Source organism: Yersinia entomophaga, assembly GCF_001656035.1.
Classification (GTDB): Bacteria; Pseudomonadota; Gammaproteobacteria; order Enterobacterales; family Enterobacteriaceae; genus Yersinia; species Yersinia entomophaga.
On sequence record NZ_CP010029.1, the window covers coordinates 473,034 to 487,949 of the forward strand.

Sequence of the window (14,916 nt, forward strand, 5' to 3'; positions counted from 1 at the left end):
TCAAAGGCTGGATGATGATGTATTGGTTGCATTGGGGCTATTTATACCGGGTAAAGTGGCTAGGGCTGAAATAACCCGTTCGCATTCCTGACGAGTGCCGATAGTGATACGCAGGCACCCAGACAATCCCGGCTGTTTATTCTGGTCTCTCAGGATAATACCTTGATCCCACAAGCTTTTAAACACGCTACTGGAAGCAGAAAATCGTGCCAGAACATAGTTGGTTTCACTGGTAAACACCTGTTCTACGCAGTCGCAATTTTGCAATTCGCCGATGAACCATTCGCGAGTTGTTCGTATCTCGGCCACTCGCTGGCGCATGGTGGCGATACCTTGCGGACTCAGTGCCTGCGCTGCGATATCCGCCACCGGAGTGGAAAGCGGATAAGGAGCAATCACTTTAAGTAGCAGCTGGATAATATCGTTGTTAGCTAGCGTAAAGCCACAGCGTAAACCGGCTAAAGCAAAAGCTTTAGATAGCGTGCGCAAAATCACTAAATTCGGATAATCTTTTAACCATTCGCTGACGCTAGCCTGCGGGCAAAACTCGATATAAGCCTCATCTATCGCCACCACAGCGCGGTCTTTGGCCAACTCCAGTACCTGACGCAAGTCCTGTTGATTAATCAGGTTGCCGGTGGGATTGTTTGGGCTACAGACATAAAGGACTTTTACGCCATCTAGACTGTCGGCAATCGCCGGTAAGTCCAACTGCCAGTCTTCTTTAGCGGGTACGGTACGCCGTTCTACGCCAAAGGTTTCTGCGCTGACCGAATACATGCCATAGGTCGGTGGGCAAAATAAAATGGCATCCTGACCCGGTTCGCAAAAGGCACGAATCAACAGTTCGATACCTTCGTCTGCGCCTCGGCTGACCAAGACTTGATCGGCCGCTATGCCTGCATAATCGGCATAGCGTTCAATGACTTGCTTAGGCTGACATTCTGGGTAACGGTTAAAGGTTTGCGCCGTTAAGGTAAAGTTCGGCGCTTGCGGATATTCGTTGGCGTTTAGCCATACATCGCCGTTACCGCCCAGTCGGCGCGCAGACATATAAGGAGTCAGCTCGCGCACATTGGCGCGGGCCAGTTCGATAATAGACGCACTCATTTTGACTCCTTTTTAATGGCGTTAAGGGCGGTAACTCGCAGGGTAACGGCATTTTTATGGGCCGTTAACTGTTCAGCCTGCGCCAGAGTTTCAATGGTCGGCGCTAAATCCAGTAAACCTTGCGGTGTTAACTGTTGCACAGTCATGCGTTTTACGAAGTCTGCCAAGCCTAAACTTGAATAAGTCGAGGTATAACCGTAAGTCGGTAATACGTGATTGGTGCCGGAGGCGTAATCGCCAGCGGATTCCGGAGACCAATCGCCAAGGAATACCGAACCAGCGTTATCAATCAGAGCGACCATTTTTTCGGGTTCACGCGTTTGCAGAATCAAGTGCTCCGGACCGTATTGGTTACTGATATCAATACATTGCTGGAGATCTTTGGTGACAATCAGACGACTGCTTTCCAGCGCCTGACGGGCGATAGAAGAACGAGAAAGCTGAGCTAGCTGTTTTTCCACTTCAACGGCAACGGCCTGAGCAATGGCGGCATCCGGAGTCAGCAAAATCACCTGAGAATCAGGGCCATGCTCTGCCTGAGAAAGCAAATCTGAAGCAACAAAGGCTGGCGTAGCGCCGCTATCGGCAATCACCAGCACTTCTGACGGACCTGCGGGCATGTCAATAGCTGCGCCGTCGAGGCGTTGACTAACCTGACGTTTCGCTTCCGTGACATAGGCATTGCCCGGCCCGAAGATTTTGTCCACTTTGGGTACGGATTCGCTGCCAAAAGCCATGGCGGCAATAGCCTGTGCACCGCCAAGCTGGAACACTTCTTCAATGCCACAAAGCTGCGCGGCATAGAGAATTTCATCGGCAATCGGCGGCGGTGAACATAGCACTACGCGTTTACATCCGGCGATGCGAGCTGGGGTTCCCAACATTAATACGGTTGAAGGCAGCGGGGCAGAACCGCCTGGAATATACAGGCCGACGGAAGCGATAGGGCGCGTGATTTGCTGGCAGCGCACTCCCGGCTGGGTTTCGACGTCAACCAGCGGCGTTTTTTGTGCTTTATGGAAAATTTCAATATTGCGTACCGCCTGCGCCATTGCCTGTTTAACATCATCCTTCAGACGTGCGGAAGCGGCGGCAATATCGGCAGCGCTGATACGAATATCGGCTACCTGCACTTTGTCAAAACGCTGGCTGAAGTCGCGCAGGGCGCTATCACCCTCGCTTTTCACCCGATCCAATATCTCATTCACCGCGGCAGTAATACGCTCTGAGGCGTTGATTGCCGGGCGTGTCAGTAACGCTTTTTGCTGTTCTAAACTGCATTGCTGCCAGTCGATCAGAGTATTGAAGTTCGTCGGCTGCATGGTTTACTCCATCATCTTTTCAATAGGAAGGACCAAAATAGAGCTGGCGCCCAGTGCTTTTAGTTTCTCCATGGTTTCCCAGAACAGGGTTTCGCTACTAACCATGTGCATGGCTACGCGGCTTTTATCACCGGCCAATGGCAGAATCGTTGGGCGTTCGGCGCCTGGAAGTAGGGTAATGATTTCATCCAGACGTTCGCTCGGCGCGTGCATCATGATGTATTTCGATTCTCGAGCTTGAATAACGCCTTGAATTCGGGTCATCAGTCGGTCGATTAGCTGCTGTTTAGCTTCTGGCATTTCGCCATCTCGTTGAATCAAACAGGCTTTTGAACGATAAATTACTTCTACTTCTCGCAGCCCGTTGGCTTCCAATGTTGCACCGGTAGAGACTAAATCGCAGATGGCATCGGCCAGACCCGCGCGGGGAGCCACTTCAACGGAGCCATTCAGTAAACAGGATTTAAAACGGACGCCTTGTTTATCAAGGTATTGCTTTAGCAGGTGCGGGTAAGAGGTGGCAATTCGGCTATTTTGCAAGCATTGTGGGCCGCTATATTCCGCATCCAGCGGGGTCGCCAGAGACAGGCGGCAAGTACCAAAATCCAGGCGGCGCAGGGTAAAGTAACGAGGATCTTCCCCTTGGGCGCGGCGGTTAAGTAATTCTTCTTCCAGTACGTTTTCGCCAATAATGCCCAAATCGACTACGCCGTCCATAACCAGACCGGGGATATCGTCATCGCGAACGCGCAGGATATCGATAGGCATGTTCTCTGCGAAGGCAATCAGGCGCTGTTGTTGCAGGTTGATTTTGATACCGCAGCGTGACAGCAGTTCTTGGGAATCTTCGCTCAGGCGGCCTGATTTCTGCATTGCGATACGTAAACGTGTTTTATCTAACATGGTAAACCTCATAACTTATTCATTTAAATTCAAAAGTTTTGGGCAACAAAAAAGCCCTCGGAAGATGATCTTCCGAGGGCTTTCTTTAATGCGTTCTTACGCCACCTGGAAGATTCGTTAACCGTCTTCCAGCACACATCGGCCTGTCAGACTAGTCAGGATGATGGTGATGATGGTGATTAAATTGAACGCGATTCATAATGGTTTCTCACTTGGGGTTATGGACTCGCTGCCGATAACCAGAATTTGTAAAGTATCGTTTGCTCTGTCAATCAACCTAAACTATCTGATGATGTGAAAGCAATCTTTTTTTATTAAGATGATTTTATTTCACGCATGATAACCCATGTGGTTCGGGGCTATCCTCTTATTCAGATGAATCATTGCTGGCGTGGAATTTGTAAGCCGTATATTTAGCTTGTTACGCCTTGGTATTATCCTGATTTGAGGGTAATTTGGCATGATGAATGGAAGACGACTCGGCCGTAGCCCAATGGCTTAGGAGCCTGAGCCATGAGTTTTTACTGCACAGGCAGGAGAGCAGATTGATGAAAAAGGTCGCTATCATAGGTTTAGGCTGGTTGGGAATGCCGTTGGCCCAGTCCTTGCTGCGGCGTGGCATTCAGGTGGTAGGGAGCAAAACAACGCCTGACGGTGTAGATGCAGCCCGCATGAGCGGTATTGAGTGTTATCAGTTGGTTCTGACGCCGGAGCTGATTTGTGATCCGGAAGATTTACCACATCTTTTCGATGCTGACGCCTTGGTCGTGACCTTGCCCGCTAGCCGCACCGCAGAGGGGGGCGAAAACTATTTTCTGGCGGTGCAGCAGGTGGTTGATAGTGCTCTGGTTTATGGTATTCCACGCATTATTTTCACCAGTTCCACCTCGGTTTATGGAGATACCGTTGGAAAAGTGAAAGAAGATTCGCCGCTGAATCCGGTTTCGGTGGCGGGGAAAACGCTGGTGGAATTAGAGCAATGGCTGCATCGATTGCCCCATACTTCTGTTGATATTCTTCGGCTTGCCGGATTGGTGGGCAATGAACGTCATCCGGGGCGTTTCCTGGCGGGAAAAACGGGCGTAAAAGGCGGTTCGCAAGGAGTGAATCTGGTTCATCAGGATGACGTGATCGCTGCCATTGAACTGCTGCTGAAGTTACCCAAAGGCGGACATACTTACAATTTATGTGCGCCTAAGCATCCGGCCAAAAAAGATTTTTACCCTGAGTTTGCCCGAACATTGCAACTCGCACCACCGGAGTTTGCTGCTGAAGAGGAAGAGCAGCCCAGCCGTCTGGTTGACGGTAGCCGGATATGCAGCGAACTGGGGTTTGAGTACACTTATCCGGATCCAGAAAGAATGCCGGTAAGCTAGTCGTTAGTGTGAAACGGTGTGGGGATCGGATTTCGGTTTGCAGTCGTTTGGTTAATCTTGAACTGGATGATATCAACCGAAATCTGATCCTTTTGACAGAGTAAAATTCAGCTTAATCCAATCTCGATCACTTGCTTAAACGCCGGACGCTGGCTGATTTGCTGATACCAACGTGCCAGATGCGGATGGTGGCTGCGTTCGATCGGTAAATTGAACCAGGCATAAGCGATGCAACCCAGAGGAATGTCTCCGACACCAAAGTGTTGGCCAGATAAATAAGGCTGTTTTTCCAATTCGCCGTTTGCAATCCCCATCAGAGCATCCCATTCTTTTATGCCCTGCTGAATCTTCTGTTTATCCTGCTGTTCCGGCGGAGTTCGTACCAAACCAACAAATGCAGCTTTGAACGGAGCGGCTAAAGCCTGAGCCCAATCCATCCATTTTTCTGCGCTGGCACGCTGTTGGATGTCTGCTAGGTAAAGTGTGCTCTTTTCGCCGTATTTCAATGCAATATAGCGGACGATCGTGTTAGATTCCCACAAAATAAAGTCGCCGTCTTGCAGGCAGGGAATCAGCCCGTTAGGGTTTAGTGAACGGTAATTTGGGTCGTCCAGCTTGCCAAATTTGCCGCCGGCATCAATTTGCTGATATTCAATGCCCAATTCTTCCAGACACCACAATACTTTTTTTACGTTGGTGGAATTGTTTCTACCCCATACTGTCAACATTGATTCCTCACTTATTGACCTGAATGATTCGGTATAATCGAAGTGTTATCGTCACTATAAGCCGGTTTCATAGCCTAAAGAAGTATGATTGTGTATCAAATACTCACCGTGCCAATGAGCGATATTCCATTCGTTGAGAATGGCGAGATCTGCCAATTGGTTATTGGGATTGATAACCGTCGCGTAATCTACAAACTCCAACATTGGCCTATCGTTTATTGAGTCGCTGTAGCCATAAGTATTGGAAAAACAGAGAGGTGGCGAGTTTTTCAGCCACTCATTGATGCGCGCAACCTTACCTTCGCGAAAAGTGAGTACGCCGTAGGTATCTCCGGTAATCCGGTTATCTTCCAGCGCGACACCAATGGCCAACGCAGTATCGGCGCCTAATTGGCGAGCAATAGGTGCGACTAAATGCTCGCCGCTGGCCGAGATAATCAGAATATGATCTCCCCGCTGTCGATGCCAATCCAACTGCTCCTGCGCCTGCGGATATACTCGCGGCAAAATTTCCTGCTGAATAAAACTTTCAACCCAACCTGTCACTTCTTGTATGGAATAGCCGACTAGCGGAGCCAGCGTGGCGTGCATGTAACATTCCATGGAAAGCTGACCGCGATAATAATCCTGCATCAATTCCTGTTCTTTTTTTAGCAAAGACAGCGGAGCCCGTTTTTTCGCCACTAACCAGCGCAACCACAGGCTGGCACTGTCTTCACAAATCAAGGTTTCATCTAAATCAAATAAGGCCAGGTCCATGGACTACCTCTCAATGCAATTATGACTGTTAAAGCGTGGCACTGTCGGGGGGATGAGCCTGGGCCAGGAACAACCACAGTGACAAAGCCATTAACCGTAAAGTAATCCGGTGAATGAATACTGAGTAGCGCATTGAATACACCACCTAAGAGTAAACGAAACCGCTGTTTCCTATGGCTTAGGTAATGGGTTACGGCAAAAGATTTGCTGTCTTCAATCTGTCCTTCGGCGGAAAAAGAGACAAAGAATAAGTCAAAAATGTGACCGTTTAATGGCGAAAAGCGGCATTTCGAAGGATTTTCACGGATATTCTTTACTCTTTCCGCGCACATCATTCGCCGTGAAAGAAATAACATAGAACCTAAAGATATTGGTGGCGGGCAGATTTTGCGTGTTAATTGTATATATCGTTTGGATATAGATTGTTAAGTAGATAGACGAGAATGCTCTTAATGAGAGGCGATTTTTACTCCACAAGAACCTTGTCGTCAGTCTGTTTTCCCCACAGCTTAGGAGCAGATTATGTTTGTTATTCGTTTGTATTGTTGTCCGGTATTCATGGGTTCTGAGCAGGATAAAACGCGGAATAATCATACTATCGGAGTAAAAAATGAGTCGCCAACCAACCTCTTACCGTCTACCTCTTCTGGATCTGTCTCAGCTTAAGCGCGGAGAAACGCAGCGCCAGGCATTTTTGACCGAATTACGCCATGCTGCGCGAGATATTGGCTTTTTCTACCTGACCGGACACGGAGTCGATCCCGAGCTGTCACGGCAAATTCAGAACCTTTCCCGACGTTTCTTTAACTTACCCACCGCCGATAAACTGGCGGTGGAGATGGTGCATTCCCCTCATTTTCGCGGATATAACCGAGCCGCTTCGGAGCTGACCCGCGGGCAACCAGACTGGCGCGAACAGTTTGATATCGGCGCGGAGCGTTCACCTTTGGAACTGCGTCCGGAAACGCCCGGTTGGGCGCGTTTACAGGGGCCAAATCAGTGGCCGCCAGCTTTGCCGGAATTGAAGCCTCTATTGCTACAATGGCAAGCAGAGATGACTCAAATGGCGCTGCATTTGCTACAGGCTTTTGCGCTGGCGTTGGAACTGGACGAACACGCTTTTGATGAGCTTTATGGCGATAAACCTAATGAGCATATCAAACTGATTCGCTATCCGGGGCGGGAAACTACCCAAAGCGGGCAGGGGGTGGGCGCTCATAAGGATTCAGGCTTCCTGAGTTTCTTGCTACAGGATCACCAAAAGGGGTTGCAGGTTGAGGTGGAAGACGGCTTATGGATTGATGCCGAGCCGTTGGAAAACACTTTTGTTGTCAACATCGGTGAGTTGCTGGAGCTGGCGACCAACGGTTATCTGCGCGCCACTGTGCATCGGGTTGAAACGCCGCCGGCGGGTGTCGATCGTCTGTCTATTGCCTTTTTCCTTGGGGCGCGTCTGGATGCAGTGGTGCCCTTGTATCAGTTGCCCGAACATTTGGCGGCTGAGGCCAACGGTCCCGCTAGCGATCCGCTCAACCCGCTATTTCGGGACGTCGGCGTTAACTATTTGAAAGGGCGCTTACGTTCCCATCCTGATGTAGCTCAACGCTACTACCCGGATGTGTTAGCCGCTGCCGAACTAACGATAGCTTAACCCTATTGCTGATAACCGAATAAATTGCCTGAGGTAATAACGATGAATAATACGTTTGCAATGGGTTTCGCGCGTACCGCGCTGATCACGACGCTGGCATTTTCCCTTTCTGCTCAAGCTTATGCGGCAAATGCCTTACGGGTGGCTGCCGATCCGGTGCCTCACGCCGAGATTTTACAGTTTGTGCAGACATTGGATCCGTCGCTGAATCTGAAGGTGATTGAAATTCCGAACGGTGTGAATTCTAACGAACTGTTGGCACATGGCGATGTGGATGCCAATTATTTCCAGCATGCGCCTTATCTCCATTCACAGGAACAGGCGCTAGGGCAAAAATTTGCCATCGTCGCGACGGTTCACGTGGAGCCGCTGGGTATTTATTCCCATAAGTATAAAACTTTCGCCGACGTACCGGAAAAGGGCACGATCGCCGTACCCAATAATGTTACTAACCTGAGTCGCGCTCTATATTTATTACAAGATCAGGGTCTTATCACGCTAAAAGCAGGATTTACCGATCCGGCTAAACATCAGGCTACGCCGAAGGATATTGCCGGTAATCCCAAGCAATTGAAGGTGCTGGAAATAGAATCGCCGCAGATTCCTCGTTCGCTGGACGATGTTGATTTGGCAGTCATTAACGGAAATTACGCGTTAGAGGCGGGGTTAAATCCAGCGAAAGATGCGCTTGGGCTGGAAAAAGCCGCTGGCAATCCTTATGCCAATATTCTGGTGACGACGCCTGCCTTAGAAAATGATCAACGTATCAGACAGTTAGTTAGAGATTTACAGTCGCCGCAGGTGGCTAAGTTCATCGCCGAAAAGTATGCCGGATCAGTCATCCCTGTGGTCGCCGTGGACAGTAAATCATGATCGCCATCGAACGGCTGAGTAAAACCTATCAGCATGCTGGGCAGCCGATGGTTGCCCTACAGGATATTTCGCTGACGGTGCCTACCGGTTCGGTGTTCGGCATAGTGGGGCGCAGCGGCGCGGGGAAAAGTACCTTAATCCGTTGCTTAAATTTGTTGGAGCGGCCCAGTTCAGGCCGTATTCAGCTTGATGGCCACGAATTGACCACTCTTGGTGATAAAGCGCTGCGCGTCGAGCGTCAGAATATTGGTATGATTTTTCAAAATTTCCATCTGCTGCACTCGCGCAATGTCAGCGACAACGTAGCGGTGCCGCTGGAAATTATCGGCATAGGAAAAACCGAGCGAAAACGGCGAGTTACCGAGCTGTTGGCGTTGGTCGGATTATTGGATAAAGCCGAGGCTTTTCCCTCCCAGCTTTCCGGCGGGCAAAAACAGCGGGTAGGTATCGCTAGGGCGTTGGCGGCCAAACCGAATTATCTGCTGTCTGACGAAGCGACCAGCGCGCTTGATCCGGAAACTACCGCTTCTATTCTGGCGTTGCTTAGAAACATTAATCAGCAATTAGGTTTAACCATAGTGCTGATTACCCATGAACTGGAAGTGGTGAAATCCATCTGTCATTACGCGGCATTGATGGAGAAAGGCCGAGTGATTGAAACCGGCGCTATTGCAGATTTGCTGGCTGATCCTGCATCACGCCTTGGAAAATCACTGTTGCCGACCTGCGGCAGCGAGCTGTTGAGCGGTACGCCGGTAGCGGAATTGACCTTCTTCGATACGTTATTGGCTTCGCCGGTGTTAAGCGCATTGGCGCATCAGCATGCGGTTGGCGTCAGATTGCTGGGCGGCGGCGTAGAATCTATTGGCGGTCAACGGGTTGGGCGTTTGCAGGTGGATTTTAGTCATCCGGAAGGCGGGTTAAATCTGGCTGAAGTGCTGCAATTTCTAAACGAACGCGGCGTGAGGGCGGAATTGATATGAGTAACGGTATGGATTGGCAGGAATTAGTGGATTTGATCACAAATGCCACCGGTGAGACTTTGTATATGGTGATATTGGCCACGTTCTTCACCTTAGTAATCGGTTTACCTTTGGGTATTCTGCTGTTTATATCCCGTAAAGACGGCGTTTTTCCCCTATCGCGTATCAATGCTTTGATTGGCGCAATCGTGAATCTGGGGCGTTCCATGCCGTTTGTGGTGCTGTTGATCGCGTTGATTCCGGTTACCCGCTGGATCATCGGCACCACGCTAGGCAGTACGGCGGCAGTGGTGCCTATTACTTTAGGTGCCATTCCTTTTTTTGCCCGCGTAGTCGAAGCGGCATTGGACGAAGTGGATAAAGGGCGTATCGAAGCGATTTTATCTATGGGCGGTTCGGCGTGGCACGTCATCCAGAAGGTTTTACTGCCGGAGGCTCTACCGGCGCTGTTAGCTGGGGTGACGTTAACGGTAGTGATGCTGGTGGGATTTTCTTCCATGGCAGGCGTGATAGGCGGCGGCGGACTGGGCGATTTAGCCATTCGCTATGGTTATCAGCGATTTAATAATGAAGTGATGGTTGCCACCTTAGTGGTACTGGTGATTTTGGTTCAGGGAGTACAAAGTCTGGGCGATCGCTGGGTGAGGTCTTTAGCGCATCGACGCTAATATAACGCGTTTTAACCACTCAAACCCATACCAGCCCGCAGGCCACGCGGGCTGTTGTATTTCTCTTATGCTGACACCGCGGCGTTTTATTTCCAAAATGGTCGATTATAGTCACGCTTAATATCACTGCGGCTCATACCAATATCCCGTAGCTGGGTTTCAGTGAGTCTTTGCAGCGTATGCATTGCCAGCCGCCGTTGGTTCCAATCATACAAAGCATTCCCTATTTTTAGGCTGAAACGCAGTAAAACATTTCGCCGATTTTCTTTATCCTGTGATTGGGGTGAATGGCATTTATCCATCTGATTATTAACCATATTGCTCATAGCTCGTGACTCCTTATCGGTGGAATATCAGCATGAGGCTTTGGCTAAAAACATTACAGATGCAAATAGGGACTATTATTTCCATACAGATGTGAGATAAATGAACTGAATGGTGAGAAATTGCGCCATCTGTACTGGTTATCAATTTTCAGGTGGTGCTATTTGTGACACGTTATCAACAATTGGCTGATATTCTCAGCGAGCGTATTGAACAGGGTTTGTATTCTTGTGGTGAACGTTTACCTTCCGTCAGACTGCTAAGCGAGGAGCACGGCGTTAGCATCAGTACGGTCCAGCAGGCTTATCGTTCTTTGGAAAAGTGTCTATTGATAGAGGCCAGAGCCAAATCTGGCTATTTTGTGCGCGGGAATCCACGCCGTCCGGAACTGCCTGCGGTTTGCCGCCATGCTCAGAGGCCGGTAGAAATCTCGCAGTGGGAACACACGCTGGCATTTCTCCATGACAGTACCGAAGAAGACGTATTGCATTTAGGCTCAGGTACGCCCGATAGTTCAGGCCCCGGCTTAAAGGTGCTCAGTCGGTTGCTTAGCCGCATCAGTTTGCACCAAAGTGAAGCCATCATGGCTTATGGCAGTTTGCAGGGAAGCCTGATTTTGCGCGAGCAAATTGCCCGCCTGATGCTGGATAGCGGCAATCACCAGTCAGCGGAAAATATTATTATTACCGCCGGTTGCCACGGTGCTTTAGCGATTGCCTTGGGGGCGGTATGTCAGCCTGGGGATATAGTCGCCGTTGATTCACCCAGCTTTCATGGCGCCATGCAAAGTCTGAAAGGCATGGGGATGAAAGTGATTGAAATCCCAACGGATCCGGTGATCGGCATTAGTCTGGAAGCGTTGGAAATGGCGCTGGAACAGTGGCCGATCAAAGCCGTTCAGCTTACCCCCACCTGCAATAATCCGTTGGGTTACAATATGCCGGATGGGCGTAAAAAAGCCTTACTCACTTTGGCTCAGCGTTACGATATCGCCATTATTGAAGACGATGTTTACGGTTCGCTGGCCTACCAATATCCGCGACCGGCGACTATTGCCTCGTTTGACGACGATGGACGAGTGTTACTGTGCAGCTCATTTTCCAAGACGTTGGCTCCGGGGCTGCGCGTTGGCTGGATTGCGCCGGGGCGCTATTTAGAAAAAGCGTTACATATTAAATACATTACTGCTGGTCGAACCCCTACGTTACAGCAATTGGCGGTAGCGGAGTTTATTCGACAGGGAGATTTCACTCAGCACCTGCGACGGATGCGCCGTCAGTATCAGCAAAATCTCGATATTATGACCCATTGGGTGACCAAATATTTTCCGCCCAGCACTTGTCTGAGTCGGCCGCAGGGCGGTTTTATGCTGTGGGTAGAACTGCCGGAAGGGTTTGACTCTTTGCGCCTTAACCGCATTTTATTGCCTCACAAAGTGCAGATCGCCGCCGGTTTTATCAGCTCGGCGTCGGGGAAATACCGTAATTCTCTGAGGCTATGTTTTAGCAAACCGATGACGGACGAAATTGAGCAAGCGGTTAAATTGGTAGGAAAAACGGTCAGTGAAATACTGGCGGAAGGTTAAAAAACCGATTGATAAACGGCCCGATAGCAGGCCGTTGGTGACTGAGATCTATTCTGGCTGGGATTAACCCGCCAATGCCTGCGCTAAATCGGCGATCAGGTCTTCGGTATCTTCAATTCCGACGGAAAGACGTAATAACTGCGGCGTAATGCCGTGTTTAAGGCGAATATCCAAGGGTATCGAAGCGTGGGTCATGCTGTAAGGAAGGCTGATTAGGCTTTCAACACCGCCCAAACTTTCCGCTAACGTAAACAGATGAGAACGTTTAATCACTTCGCGGGCATACTCGGGTTCGCCTTTCAGCCGCACGGCGATCATGCCGCCAAAACCGGACATTTGCTGACGCGCCAACTGATGCTGAGGATGACTTTTCAACCCCGGATAATACACCGCTTCCACCTGCGGTTGCTGTTCCAGCCACTGAGCGATATGCAACGCGCTTTCATTGTGGCGTGCCATACGCAACGCTAGAGTCCGCAGGCCGCGCAGCGTCAGGAAACTGCTGAACGGATCGAGAATCCCGCCTACCGCATTGTGTAAAAAACCGAGTTGTTCCGCTAATTCTGAGTTATTTCCTACCGCAGCGACACCGGCTACCACGTCCGAATGGCCGTTCAGATATTTAGTGGCTGAATGCACCACAATATCAAAACCCAAATCCAGCGGGCGTTGGATGTAAGGCGAGGCAAAGGTGTTATCCGCCACGCTGATTAATTGATGTTTTTTAGCAATTGCGGCGATGGCGGCCAAATCAGCCAGTTTTAGTAACGGATTGGTGGGCGTTTCTACCCAAATCATTTTAGTATCTGGTTGAATCGCCTGTTCCAGCGCGGTGGTATCCGCTGGTGAAACGTAGGTTACGCGCAGGCCAGCGGTGCGATTGCGCACTTTTTCCAGCAGGCGATAAGTGCCGCCGTACAGATCGTCCACGGCGACAATATGGCTGCCCTGATCCAATAACTCTAACACCGTCGAACAAGCCGCCAGACCGGAGGCAAAAGCGTAGCCTCGCGTGCCGTTTTCCAGCTCAGCAATGGCCTTTTCCAACGCGCTACGGGTCGGATTGCCGCTGCGGGAATATTCGTAGCCGGTATGCTCTCCCGGTGCGGGTTGAGCGAAAGTGGAGGTCGCGTAAATCGCGGGCATCACTGCGCCAGTGCTGTCTGGGGTATAACCGGCGTGTACAGTCAGGGTGTCAAACTTTGCCATAATAAGGTCCTTGAAATATAAATTAAGCCAGTGCCTGGCGGCGGGCATTTAGCACATCGGTGCGGGTAATCAGGCCGAGAAGACGCTCCCCGTCCAGCACGATAGCCACATGTCCCTGATCGAATGTGGTGAGCAAGTCGGTGTAACTCGCTTCTTTCTGTAAGGTCTTTACCTGCCGCGTCATTGCTTCGCTGACCGCTAAATTGAAATGGCGGGCATCTTTTTGCACGCTATTAAGCAAATCCCATTCGTCAATCAAACCGACGACGCGTTCGTTTTCCAGTACCGGTAGTTGGGAAATATCGTAAAGACGCATACGAGCATGAACTACCGCCAGCGAATCTTGCGGTGAAACCGAAACGGTAGCGCCGTCCTCGTGGCTATAGGTGATGTAATCGCGCAGATCGCCGTGCTTCGGGCGAGTCAGTAAACCCTGTTCCAGCAGCCAGTAATCGTTAAACATTTTCGAAAGATATTTATTGCCACTATCGCAAACGAAGGTGACGACGCGTTTCGGCTCGGTTTGTTCCTGACAATAGCGCAGGGCAGCCGCTAGCAGAGTTCCGGTGGAGGAACCGGCCAGCACGCCTTCTTCTTGCAACAGACGGCGGGCGGTGGCAAAGGCTTCCGCATCATCGATTTGGTAGGATTTCGTAACCTGCGAGAAATTGCTAAGGGGGGGAATAAAATCTTCACCAATGCCTTCCACCAGCCAGCTACCGGCTTCTCCGATCCGATCTTTCGCGACGTAATCCGCCAAAATAGAGCCTAACGGATCGGCCAGAACAAATTGAGTATTGGGGGCCACTTCGGCGAAATACTGGCTTAAACCGCTAAGCGTTCCGCTGGAACCAACGCCAACCACGATGGCATCTACCTGACCTTCCATTTGTTCGAATAATTCTGGGCCGGTGGCGTTACGGTGAGCCGCAGGGTTGGCCGGATTATTAAACTGATCTATATAAAACGCGCCGGGTATTTCCTGTGACAGTCGTAGCGCGTAATCCTGATAATAGGCCGGATGGCCTTTACCCACGTCGGAACGAGTCAACAGCACCTGCGCGCCCAATGCTCGAAGATGGAAGATTTTTTCCTGGCTCATCTTGTCCGGCACTACCAGAATCAGTTTGTACCCTTTTAATGCCGCGACTAACGCTAATCCCAAACCGGTATTACCCGCGGTGGCTTCGATAATGGTACCGCCCGGCTGTAAATCACCGTCACGCTCTGCCTGTTCAATCATTGATAGCGCCACGCGATCTTTAATCGAGCCACCGGGGTTCTGGTTTTCCAGTTTCACAAACAGCTGACAAGGACCAGTATCAAAGTGCGTGAGTTCCAGCAGGGGAGTGTGTCCAATAAGATCGATGACTGAACGCGGGATTGCCATAACTGCTCCAGAAGCCAAAAGAACGGGTAAACGAT

Annotated in this window: 15 protein-coding genes and 1 other annotated feature; of the genes, 6 read left to right on the forward strand and 9 right to left on the reverse strand. The window is 50.3% G+C overall.

The features are described 5' to 3' along the window. The 4 genes from hisC to hisL all read right to left on the reverse strand — a co-directional run bounded on the left by hisC (nt 1) and on the right by hisL (nt 3,534). Nucleotides 1–1,110 (reverse strand): histidinol-phosphate transaminase, encoded by a 1,110-nt coding sequence (hisC, locus tag PL78_RS02285; protein ID WP_064512772.1) that lies wholly within the window; start codon nt 1,108–1,110, stop codon nt 1–3. Next, nucleotides 1,107–2,432 (reverse strand): histidinol dehydrogenase, encoded by a 1,326-nt coding sequence (hisD, locus tag PL78_RS02290; protein WP_064512774.1) that lies wholly within the window; start codon nt 2,430–2,432, stop codon nt 1,107–1,109. Before hisD ends, hisC begins: the two co-directional genes overlap by 4 nt. A gap of 3 nt (nt 2,433–2,435) precedes the next feature. Continuing rightward, a complete protein-coding gene (gene hisG / locus PL78_RS02295) occupies nt 2,436–3,335 on the reverse strand; it encodes an ATP phosphoribosyltransferase (protein ID WP_049596582.1) in 900 nt (299 codons plus the stop codon). Nucleotides 3,336–3,380: 45 nt separating this feature from the next. Further along, nucleotides 3,381–3,511 (reverse strand) — a sequence feature (His leader region). Next, complete coding sequence (hisL, locus tag PL78_RS20105; RefSeq protein ID WP_002231208.1) at nt 3,487–3,534, reverse strand: his operon leader peptide; 48 nt, start codon at nt 3,532–3,534, stop codon at nt 3,487–3,489. It overlaps the preceding feature by 25 nt. A 349-nt stretch (nt 3,535–3,883) precedes the next feature. Here hisL and PL78_RS02300 point away from each other — a divergent pair, with 349 nt between their 5' ends. Beyond that, on the forward strand, nt 3,884–4,711 hold the full coding sequence (locus PL78_RS02300; RefSeq protein WP_064512776.1) for an SDR family oxidoreductase: 828 nt from the start codon (nt 3,884–3,886) through the stop codon (nt 4,709–4,711). 107 nt (nt 4,712–4,818) lie between these two features. Here the strand turns inward: PL78_RS02300 and PL78_RS02305 are convergent, their stop codons facing one another. Both PL78_RS02305 and PL78_RS02310 read right to left on the reverse strand, forming a co-directional pair. Continuing rightward, nucleotides 4,819–5,439 (reverse strand): glutathione S-transferase family protein, encoded by a 621-nt coding sequence (locus PL78_RS02305; RefSeq protein ID WP_064512778.1) that lies wholly within the window; start codon nt 5,437–5,439, stop codon nt 4,819–4,821. 54 nt (nt 5,440–5,493) lie between these two features. Next, nucleotides 5,494–6,198: an HAD family hydrolase gene (locus tag PL78_RS02310; RefSeq protein ID WP_064512779.1), complete on the reverse strand. Its 705-nt coding sequence runs from the start codon at nt 6,196–6,198 to the stop codon at nt 5,494–5,496. 610 nt (nt 6,199–6,808) lie between these two features. Between PL78_RS02310 and PL78_RS02315 the strand changes: the two genes are divergently transcribed. The 4 genes from PL78_RS02315 to PL78_RS02330 are packed head-to-tail and all read left to right on the forward strand — an operon-like array spanning nt 6,809 to nt 10,373. Next, on the forward strand, nt 6,809–7,849 hold the full coding sequence (locus PL78_RS02315) for an isopenicillin N synthase family dioxygenase (RefSeq protein WP_064512781.1): 1,041 nt from the start codon (nt 6,809–6,811) through the stop codon (nt 7,847–7,849). A 60-nt stretch (nt 7,850–7,909) separates the two neighbouring features. Then, entirely contained in the window at nt 7,910–8,722 is an 813-nt protein-coding gene (locus PL78_RS02320; RefSeq protein WP_371112904.1) for a MetQ/NlpA family ABC transporter substrate-binding protein, read from the forward strand. Continuing rightward, entirely contained in the window at nt 8,719–9,705 is a 987-nt protein-coding gene (locus tag PL78_RS02325) for a methionine ABC transporter ATP-binding protein (protein ID WP_064512785.1), read from the forward strand. The genes PL78_RS02320 and PL78_RS02325 overlap by 4 nt, the downstream gene beginning before the upstream one ends. Then, nucleotides 9,702–10,373, forward strand: a complete 672-nt coding sequence (locus PL78_RS02330) for a methionine ABC transporter permease (RefSeq protein ID WP_064512787.1) — start codon at nt 9,702–9,704, stop codon at nt 10,371–10,373. Before PL78_RS02325 ends, PL78_RS02330 begins: the two co-directional genes overlap by 4 nt. Before the next feature lie 86 nt (nt 10,374–10,459). Here the strand turns inward: PL78_RS02330 and PL78_RS02335 are convergent, their stop codons facing one another. Next, a complete protein-coding gene (locus PL78_RS02335; RefSeq protein WP_064512789.1) occupies nt 10,460–10,699 on the reverse strand; it encodes a DUF1127 domain-containing protein in 240 nt (79 codons plus the stop codon). 164 nt (nt 10,700–10,863) lie between these two features. Between PL78_RS02335 and PL78_RS02340 the strand changes: the two genes are divergently transcribed. After that, nucleotides 10,864–12,282, forward strand: a complete 1,419-nt coding sequence (locus tag PL78_RS02340; protein WP_064512791.1) for an aminotransferase-like domain-containing protein — start codon at nt 10,864–10,866, stop codon at nt 12,280–12,282. A gap of 63 nt (nt 12,283–12,345) precedes the next feature. Here the strand turns inward: PL78_RS02340 and PL78_RS02345 are convergent, their stop codons facing one another. Together PL78_RS02345 and PL78_RS02350 are read right to left on the reverse strand one after the other, a co-directional pair. Beyond that, nucleotides 12,346–13,491, reverse strand: a complete 1,146-nt coding sequence (locus PL78_RS02345; RefSeq protein WP_064512793.1) for a trans-sulfuration enzyme family protein — start codon at nt 13,489–13,491, stop codon at nt 12,346–12,348. 22 nt (nt 13,492–13,513) lie between these two features. Further along, nucleotides 13,514–14,881 (reverse strand): pyridoxal-phosphate dependent enzyme, encoded by a 1,368-nt coding sequence (locus tag PL78_RS02350; protein WP_064512795.1) that lies wholly within the window; start codon nt 14,879–14,881, stop codon nt 13,514–13,516. Nucleotides 14,882–14,916: the final 35 nt, after the last annotated feature.

What these genes read in the sequence shown, in the direction of transcription:
- PL78_RS02305 (WP_064512778.1), bottom strand. Translation starts at nt 5,439, where the DNA reads ATGTTGACAGTATGGGGTAGAAACAATTCCACCAACGTAAAAAAAGTA.
- PL78_RS02320 (WP_371112904.1), top strand. Translation starts at nt 7,910, where the DNA reads ATGGGTTTCGCGCGTACCGCGCTGATCACGACGCTGGCATTTTCCCTT.
- PL78_RS02300 (WP_064512776.1), top strand. Translation starts at nt 3,884, where the DNA reads ATGAAAAAGGTCGCTATCATAGGTTTAGGCTGGTTGGGAATGCCGTTG.
- PL78_RS02335 (WP_064512789.1), bottom strand. Translation starts at nt 10,699, where the DNA reads ATGAGCAATATGGTTAATAATCAGATGGATAAATGCCATTCACCCCAA.
- PL78_RS02325 (WP_064512785.1), top strand. Translation starts at nt 8,719, where the DNA reads ATGATCGCCATCGAACGGCTGAGTAAAACCTATCAGCATGCTGGGCAG.
- hisC (WP_064512772.1), bottom strand. Translation starts at nt 1,110, where the DNA reads ATGAGTGCGTCTATTATCGAACTGGCCCGCGCCAATGTGCGCGAGCTG.
- hisD (WP_064512774.1), bottom strand. Translation starts at nt 2,432, where the DNA reads ATGCAGCCGACGAACTTCAATACTCTGATCGACTGGCAGCAATGCAGT.
- PL78_RS02350 (WP_064512795.1), bottom strand. Translation starts at nt 14,881, where the DNA reads ATGGCAATCCCGCGTTCAGTCATCGATCTTATTGGACACACTCCCCTG.
- hisG (WP_049596582.1), bottom strand. Translation starts at nt 3,335, where the DNA reads ATGTTAGATAAAACACGTTTACGTATCGCAATGCAGAAATCAGGCCGC.
- PL78_RS02345 (WP_064512793.1), bottom strand. Translation starts at nt 13,491, where the DNA reads ATGGCAAAGTTTGACACCCTGACTGTACACGCCGGTTATACCCCAGAC.
- PL78_RS02310 (WP_064512779.1), bottom strand. Translation starts at nt 6,198, where the DNA reads ATGGACCTGGCCTTATTTGATTTAGATGAAACCTTGATTTGTGAAGAC.
- PL78_RS02315 (WP_064512781.1), top strand. Translation starts at nt 6,809, where the DNA reads ATGAGTCGCCAACCAACCTCTTACCGTCTACCTCTTCTGGATCTGTCT.
- PL78_RS02330 (WP_064512787.1), top strand. Translation starts at nt 9,702, where the DNA reads ATGAGTAACGGTATGGATTGGCAGGAATTAGTGGATTTGATCACAAAT.